7 protein-coding genes are annotated in these 6,842 nt (G+C 58.1%); 1 reads left to right on the top strand and 6 read right to left on the bottom strand.

Features of this window, described 5'->3' with window-relative positions:
- The 4 genes from E1J61_RS31125 to E1J61_RS31110 all read right to left on the bottom strand — a co-directional run.
- Positions 1–158, bottom strand: a 158-nt coding sequence (locus tag E1J61_RS31125; RefSeq protein WP_165971586.1) for a transposase, incomplete at its 3' end; no start/stop codon positions are given.
- Between the two features lie 56 nt (positions 159–214).
- A complete protein-coding gene (locus tag E1J61_RS31120) occupies positions 215–1,477 on the bottom strand; it encodes an FAD-binding oxidoreductase (protein WP_133097720.1) in 1,263 nt (420 codons plus the stop codon).
- A 41-nt stretch (positions 1,478–1,518) separates the two neighbouring features.
- Positions 1,519–2,589 (bottom strand): transporter substrate-binding domain-containing protein, encoded by a 1,071-nt coding sequence (locus E1J61_RS31115; protein WP_243737057.1) that lies wholly within the window; start codon positions 2,587–2,589, stop codon positions 1,519–1,521.
- 117 nt (positions 2,590–2,706) lie between these two features.
- Complete coding sequence (locus E1J61_RS31110) at positions 2,707–3,423, bottom strand: IclR family transcriptional regulator (RefSeq protein WP_133097719.1); 717 nt, start codon at positions 3,421–3,423, stop codon at positions 2,707–2,709.
- 235 nt (positions 3,424–3,658) lie between these two features.
- Between E1J61_RS31110 and E1J61_RS31105 the strand changes: the two genes are divergently transcribed.
- On the top strand, positions 3,659–4,891 hold the full coding sequence (locus E1J61_RS31105; protein WP_133097718.1) for an MFS transporter: 1,233 nt from the start codon (positions 3,659–3,661) through the stop codon (positions 4,889–4,891).
- Positions 4,892–5,020: 129 nt separating this feature from the next.
- Here E1J61_RS31105 and E1J61_RS31100 read toward each other — a convergent pair whose 3' ends face one another.
- Both E1J61_RS31100 and E1J61_RS31095 read right to left on the bottom strand, forming a co-directional pair.
- The gene (locus tag E1J61_RS31100; protein ID WP_133097717.1) at positions 5,021–5,803 is read right to left on the bottom strand and encodes a class II aldolase/adducin family protein; all 783 of its coding nucleotides are present in this window, start codon (positions 5,801–5,803) and stop codon (positions 5,021–5,023) included.
- A 21-nt stretch (positions 5,804–5,824) separates the two neighbouring features.
- Positions 5,825–6,829 carry a D-2-hydroxyacid dehydrogenase gene (locus E1J61_RS31095; RefSeq protein ID WP_133097716.1) on the bottom strand — a complete coding sequence of 335 codons (1,005 nt, stop codon included), beginning with the start codon at positions 6,827–6,829 and terminating at the stop codon, positions 5,825–5,827.
- Positions 6,830–6,842: the final 13 nt, after the last annotated feature.

Genomic DNA, 6,842 nt, shown 5'->3' with positions numbered 1-6,842 from the left:
GTTCCAGGCGCCTTGGCTTTCGACACCCAATTCGTCAACGTGCCCTTCGGAATCCCCAGGCGCTGCGCGGCCGACTGCAGCGTCAGTCCCTGCTCCAGCACCAGTCTCACGGCCTCTGCCTGAAACTCTTCCCCGTACGTCTGTCTTGCCTTGCTCATCTGTGCACACTCCTGATCCACGATCTTAATCTAAGGACCAAGCGTGTCCGCCTCGATCAGGCTACCTCACGTCTCCAAAGGCTGAAGCGTTCGACCGCGTACGGGTGCGAATCGATCTGTGGGACTTTGCGGCCGGAAACGATCGAAGCGAGAAGCTTCGCAGAGACGGCCGCCAGCGTCAGTCCGTTATGTCCGTGGCCGAAGGAGTAGTAAAGATTGGCATGCCGGGAGGCACGGCCAATCGCAGGTAAGCCGTCCGGCAAAGAAGGTCGGACTCCCATCCAGCGAACGGCACCCTCTCGACTCAGACCGGGGAAGTATGGTGTGGCAAGCTTGAAGAGCATGTCTGACCTTGCGGCATTCATCGGCGCATCGGCAGGGGCGAACTCTGCTGTGCCAGCGAGACGCAGGCCATCTGCCATCGGAGTCGCGACAAAGTAAGCTTCCGCAATGGAAACAGGACGGCCCAGGCTGACGCTCGGCATCGGAAGCATAAGGTGATAACCACGCTCGGAAATGAGCGGCGCACTGTAGCCAAGAGGACGCATCAGCGCGTCCGAGCGCCGACCGGCGCATACGACAACCAAATCGGTGTCCAGGGAGCCAATGTCCGAATCCAACCGCCACCGTCCCGCTGCAGTCGGAGCCATTCGATGGATGGAAGCCTTGATGAAACGACAACCAGCTTCTTGAAGCCGCTGAGCGAACATCTCGCCCAGCCGTCGCGGTCCCAAACATCTACCCGAGTTGGGATAGAACAGCGCTCCCTGAATGTCACGAGAGATTGCTGGCTCGAGTTCCAATGCCTGCTCTTTCGATATCCGCTCGACCGCTACGTGATGCTGCTGCAGCGCGGGAATCTTCGCCGACCGGGCTTCAAGCGTCTCCAGTTTCTTACAGATGGCCAATGCGCCGCGGCGCTCCATCAGATGAGATGCGCTGGCTTCGCGCAAGAGCGAATCGTAGCTTTCGATCGCCGGACGAATTAGGGCCGACATCGCTTCGACAGTTTTCGAAAGCTGTTCCGGACGCAAGGCCAGCGCCGCCCGTATGCCCCAAGGCAAGAAGCGTGGAATATACGACGCGTGGATGGTCAAGGGGCCAAGAGGGTCTTTGAGCAGCGCCGGCAGTTTTTTGAGACTTTCGGTCGAGTTCGACGGGAAGATGTTGGCTTCGCTCAGGTAGCCAGCGTTGCCAGCAGAGCACCCGCTTGCTGGTTCATTGGGGTCTATGATTTGCACTGCAAATCCGTCCATGCGGAGCTGCAGTGCAGTCGCCAGGCCTACGATCCCGGCGCCCACAACAGTGACTTGATTCATGCTAGTTTGGAAAGGGCAAAGGCGCCCATAGGCGCCCAGAATTACTGAGTCTTCAACTCGGCACTGACCTGACTAATCGGTGTCAGCCGCTTGTCGCGCTTGATGTTGTACGCCGTGCCAGATCCCAGCCATTTGTTCCAGATCCGGTCCATCTCTCCGCTGGCCTCCATTTGGACGAGTACCTTGTTGACCGCCGCAACGAAAGCCGGCTCGCCTTTGCGAACGCCGAGCCCGTTCGGTTCCCAGCCCAACGCCTCGTCCAGATAACGGAAGGCACCCGCACCAGCCGCCATCAGCTTGGCACCTGACGTTTGTGTGATGCCCTCACCGTCGATCTTTCCCTGCTTGAGCGCTGTGAACACGGCGGGCGTATCGCGGAATGTGATGGCCTGGACTTCAGGAAACCGCTTGCGCAGCCAATGCTCCGGGGTCGATCCTGACGACATCCCTACCTTCTTGCCGTTTAGATCAGTGATCTTCTTATACGGGGACTCGGTTGCCACCATGATGCGGATGGGCACCTGGAAATGCGAGTCCGTGTAGTCGATCTGCTTCGCGCGCTCTTCGGTGTACCCCAGGACAGCAGAAAGAATATCGACACGTCCAAGCGTTAGCTCCGGAATACGCGCTTCCAGCGCGATCGACTTCTGCTCTAGCTGAACGCCCAAGCCCTTCGCCACCGCCTCACAAACATCCACATCGAAGCCGACAACCTTCCTGCTTTTCAGGTCAAGGTACCCCATCGGTTCGATGGTATTCATCGTGCCGCACACGAGCGTGCCGCGGGCCTTTACTTCGGCCAGCAAATCGGCTTGTGCGGTGCCTGCAATGCCCATCGCCAAGACTCCGGCGACTGCTGCGCGCAGCAAACCGAACTTCAGAACAGCTTCACTCTTTCGTGCATCAGCCATGCTAGCTCCCACAAAAAAAGAAGACACGCCCATCGCGTCTTTCATTTTCATAATGGCATTATGATTGCAATACTGATGCCAGGAAGACTCGCTGATGCGTGACTGCATCGCAATAGGTAGTTGCGCTAGGCTTGTGCGGCAGGCGGCGTCTTGTCGCTTGGGGTGGGCGAAATCGGTGCGCGACGCACCTGGATGGTTCATTACAAAGCGCCCGTACGAGCGCGACGCGACGGCCCTGCGCTGTAGAGTCAGCGGGCCAGAAGGGAAAAAAGGGCGGCTAGTGGCCGCCCTTTGGGATGGAGATAAAACTTTACTGCGTTATACGCTAGCGCCTAGGGACTTCGAGAGTTCCTTAGCGGAATCAAACAACAGGTTTTGGGTAGCTTTGACGGCCGGATCGAAACGGCCAACAGGTCCCGAGATCGTCAATGCACCAGCAAGCGTGTTGCCGTGCCGCAGCACGGGTGCCGACATCGACGAAGTCAATTGCTGCCCGGCCGTGACGGGATTGACCTTGCGGGCAGAAGTGAAGATGCAGTTCTTGACAGACCATGCGAAATCAACGGGTGTCGAAAAGATCCGCAATACCTCGGCGGTTGCCGTGTCATCCATCGGCAACCTCGTTCCCGGGGCAATGCTCGCCTTCAGGTGCTGCGGTGAGTCCTTCCTCAACAGACAGATACGACTGTCGCCCTCGCGAATGTAGAAGGATGCGCTCTCCTCCGTTTCACGCATGAGCGCCTCCAGCACGGGCATGACATGCTCCGAGAGGTTAAATGTCTGCTCGTAGCGGATACCAAGTTCGAAAACGCGAGCCCCAAGTTGATAGCGGCCGTCTGGCCGCTTGACAACATAATTCATGGGTTCAAGCGAGAGCATGTAGCGCAGGATGACGCTCTTGAACAGCCCTGTCTCGCTTTCCAGGTCGGAAAGGGTCAACGGGCCTTCGTGCTGCAGGAAGGCATCCAAGATGGAAAGTGTTCGGCCGACCGCATTGACTGAGCGGTCCACGTCGGTTGTCTTCTGCCTGGCCATCTGCCTTCCCTTTCTCCCAAGGTGCCCGGACCGACCGAGGCCCGCGGCTCAAAATAATTGCAAGGCGCACATGTTACAGCAACGCCGGAGGCTGCCGCCGTTCCGGCACCGAGCCAGGCCCTCAAAGAAAAGTGCCGTCGCTGACGTATTCATAATATCATTATGAATCTACAATGCGTGAATGTGAGCACAACGCCACTTCCGTCAGCGGATTGGCATTGGCCCCGCATAGCCAATGACCGCACTCAAGTCTGCCTCTTCAGGCCCCTTTCCCGCTCTCGCTGAACCAGCAATTCGACGTTACCTATGTGGCCAGACGGCCTCCGTCATGGGGAGCTGGACGCAAAATATCACGCTGAACCTGCTGCTTTGGGAACAGACGCATGCAGCTTGGCAGTTAGGTCTGTTGAATTTCTTGCTCTACGGGCCTGCTTTGTTTGTAGCGCCGATTTTTGGGTCTCGGCTCAATCCGACGGCAGCACGTGTTACAGCCTTGCGCATTCTCTTTTGCGCGCTGTTCCTCGCTGCCTGTCTCTTGGCCGCAAATCTTGCAGGATGGCTTCGCGAGGAATTGGTCATCGGCGCGTCGCTTGTTTGCGGCGTCCTTAGCGCTATGGAAATGCCTTCCCGTCAATTGCTGTTGACCACCACGCTGCAAGACAAGAGCTCTCTGCCAAGCGTGATTGCTCTTAACACTCTCGTCTTCAACGTTGGCCGCATGGTGGGGCCAGTCATTGCCTCATACGCTTTCCTGCGACTTGGAGCAACTGGTGGATTCGCGCTGAACATTGTCGGACTCGCCACAATGCTGCTGTGTATCGGGTCGTTGCCCACCGCTGAGCAGGCCTTAGCCCCGAAGAAAAGCGCAGGTTTGCGCATGGCGGTGGCATATGCGCGCGGCAATAAGATCGCTCGGCAGTGTTTGCCCACCCTGGCGGTCCTGGGGCTTCTGGGCGGGTCTTACCAGACGCTAATACCAGTGCTGGCAGCCCATCGGTTCGGCAATGCAGCGAAGTTCACTGGCGTCTTTTTTTCTTGCGCTGGCGCCGGGGCAATGATGGCAGCCCTACTGCTGTCTTCCCGGTTGCTTAGCCCGCGCAGCTCGATGCGCATACGCGCAGCAGCACCATGGCTGACGGTGATGGCCCTGGCTGGCGTTTCGTTGGCTTCTTCGCCCTGGCTGGCTGGCGCGTGTTTTGCTGGACTCGGTCTGGCTCTCACATTCTTCGCCACGACCACAAACTCAACACTACAGCGGGATTGCCCAAATGAATTGCGCGGGGGAATCGTCGGACTTTATGGAATGGCCTATCTCGGCACCATGCCGTTGGGCCATTTGCTGATGGGCAATATCGCAAACTTTGTCGGCGAGCAAATCGCTTTTGGCCTGATGGCGTGTGGGCTAGCGGTGTGTCTCACTACACTGCACATCTGGATCGCCGGCGTCTCGCCTACAAACGCCAGCTAGCCAACACAACATAATGCCAATGGTGTAATAGCTTCACCGCAAACTGACAAAGCGGCAAGCACAGCTCGCCGCTTGCTACCACACCGCTATTCTAGGTGGGCTTCCCGAACGACGCCTGGAAGCTACGCGTCAACCCTTGTAGCTGGGGTCGATACGATCGAGCTTGCGCAACATCGCCGGCCACTCCATCACCCCAAAGGGACGCCGCGTCCCGGGCAAGTAGTTCTTCCGCGTATCTTCAACGATTTCAGCCGGCACGGTCGTGAGCGGTTGACCGCATGCGAGAGCTGCAATTTGCGCCTTGCAAACTTGCTCGAAGCGATGCATGGCGTTGAAGGCTTCCGCAGTGGTAGTCGTGGCCACCAGGAGGCCATGATTCCTTAGGACCAGGTAGTTCTCATCGCCCATATCGCGCAGTAGCGATTCCTTTTCTCGCTCATCCAGCACGATGCCCTCGAACGCGTGATAGGCAGCGCTCGAAAAACGCATTGACGTCTGCGTCAGGGGAAGAATTCCAGAGGCCAACGTCGAGACCGCCATACCCGCTACGGTATGTGTGTGCGCTACGCAGCCAACATCCGGCCTGGCGGCGTGGATCGCGCTATGAATCACATAGCCGGCGCGATTAACCCCATACTTCAAATCACCGAAGTCGGGGCTGAAGAGGATCTCGCCACTTTCGTCGACCTTGATCAGGGACGAGGCGGTGATTTCTTCGTAGAGCATGCCATATGGGTTGATCAGAAAGGCGTTTTCTCCCGGAACGCGAGCAGAGATATGGTTCGCTGTGAGGTCGGAAAGGCCGTAGAGGTCGAAAAGCCGATAGCACGCGGCCAGATCCACACGTGCCTTCCATTCTTCGGGCGACACTTGGTCGCGAAGCGATGGCAGTTTCAGATCGGACGAGGACATGTGTTCTCCTAACGATGTAAGTTACGCAACTGTGTTTCGAAGAGTCAGCCCATCACGCCAACGGGTGAGATTGTCGAGGAATATCTCCCCTACCTCTGCATAGTGTCCCGTCGTGTGACCAGCCGTATGGGGGGCGATCATTACAGTCGGAAGAGTCCAGAGTGCCGAATCGGGACTCAAAGGCTCCTTCTCAAATACGTCAAGAAACGCCCCGCCGAGATGCCCGTCTTGCAGGCACTGGATCAGGTCGCTCTCAACGACAACTTCGCCTCGCGACACATTGACGAGTATCGAACCTGCGGGCAACAAAGCAAGTGTCTTGCGGTTCAGCAATCCGCGTGTGATATCCGTCAGCGGGCAGGCAAGAACAACTACCGAAACCTTCGGGAGCACGCTCTCGAGTTCCGCAAAGCTAACAGTCTCGGCGAGTCCTGGAACGCTTCTGATGCGGCGGCTCATGCCGATGACGTGCATGCCGATAGCGTCCAGCAGGCGCGCCACTTCGAGTCCGATAGGGCCCAGTCCGACAACTGCGGCGGTTTGCCGTTTCAGGTCGTGAGGCGCTCGTTCCCCCAGTAACGGCTCCCAGCTCTTCCGACGCTGCGCATCCATGAGCTGTGGTAGCCGACGGGCGATAGCCAGCACCCCGAGAAACGCCATCTGAGCAACGGCGCCAGCATTCGCTCCGGAAGCCGTAGTAACCGTCACGCCACGCTGTCTCAATTCGGCGTAGATGGGGCGATCCGCTCCCGCCGCATGCGACTGCAACCAGCTTAGCTTTGCCGATGCGCGCATCGCATCGTAGAACTCGACCAGCGACGGTGCCAGTTGGGTCTTGCCGGAATTGCCAGTCACGTCTCGTGTCAGGAATGCGACATTCGCGCTGTCTACCGGGCCACTATTGAGCACCGCCCTGGGCGTCACAAACCGGTGCGGCAACTCTTTGAGTACCGCGCTTATGCGTGCACCGAACGCTTCCCGGGCAACTTCCGACATCATGAGCGTCAGCGAGACTTCATTGGTCATCTCGTTCGTCCTT

Origin of the sequence: Cupriavidus sp. L7L (assembly GCF_004353535.1) — a bacterium.
GTDB lineage: Bacteria > Pseudomonadota > Gammaproteobacteria > Burkholderiales > Burkholderiaceae > Cupriavidus > Cupriavidus oxalaticus_A.
The sequence above is the reverse complement of the archived record's forward strand: the minus strand, read 5'-3'. Positions and strand labels throughout refer to the sequence as shown.

Excerpts from the sequence above, each read along its gene's own strand:
- E1J61_RS31115 (WP_243737057.1), bottom strand. The coding sequence starts at position 2,589 with ATGAACCATCCAGGTGCGTCGCGCACCGATTTCGCCCACCCCAAGCGA.
- E1J61_RS31120 (WP_133097720.1), bottom strand. The coding sequence starts at position 1,477 with ATGAATCAAGTCACTGTTGTGGGCGCCGGGATCGTAGGCCTGGCGACT.
- E1J61_RS31100 (WP_133097717.1), bottom strand. The coding sequence starts at position 5,803 with ATGTCCTCGTCCGATCTGAAACTGCCATCGCTTCGCGACCAAGTGTCG.
- E1J61_RS31095 (WP_133097716.1), bottom strand. The coding sequence starts at position 6,829 with ATGACCAATGAAGTCTCGCTGACGCTCATGATGTCGGAAGTTGCCCGG.
- E1J61_RS31110 (WP_133097719.1), bottom strand. The coding sequence starts at position 3,423 with ATGGCCAGGCAGAAGACAACCGACGTGGACCGCTCAGTCAATGCGGTC.
- E1J61_RS31105 (WP_133097718.1), top strand. The coding sequence starts at position 3,659 with ATGACCGCACTCAAGTCTGCCTCTTCAGGCCCCTTTCCCGCTCTCGCT.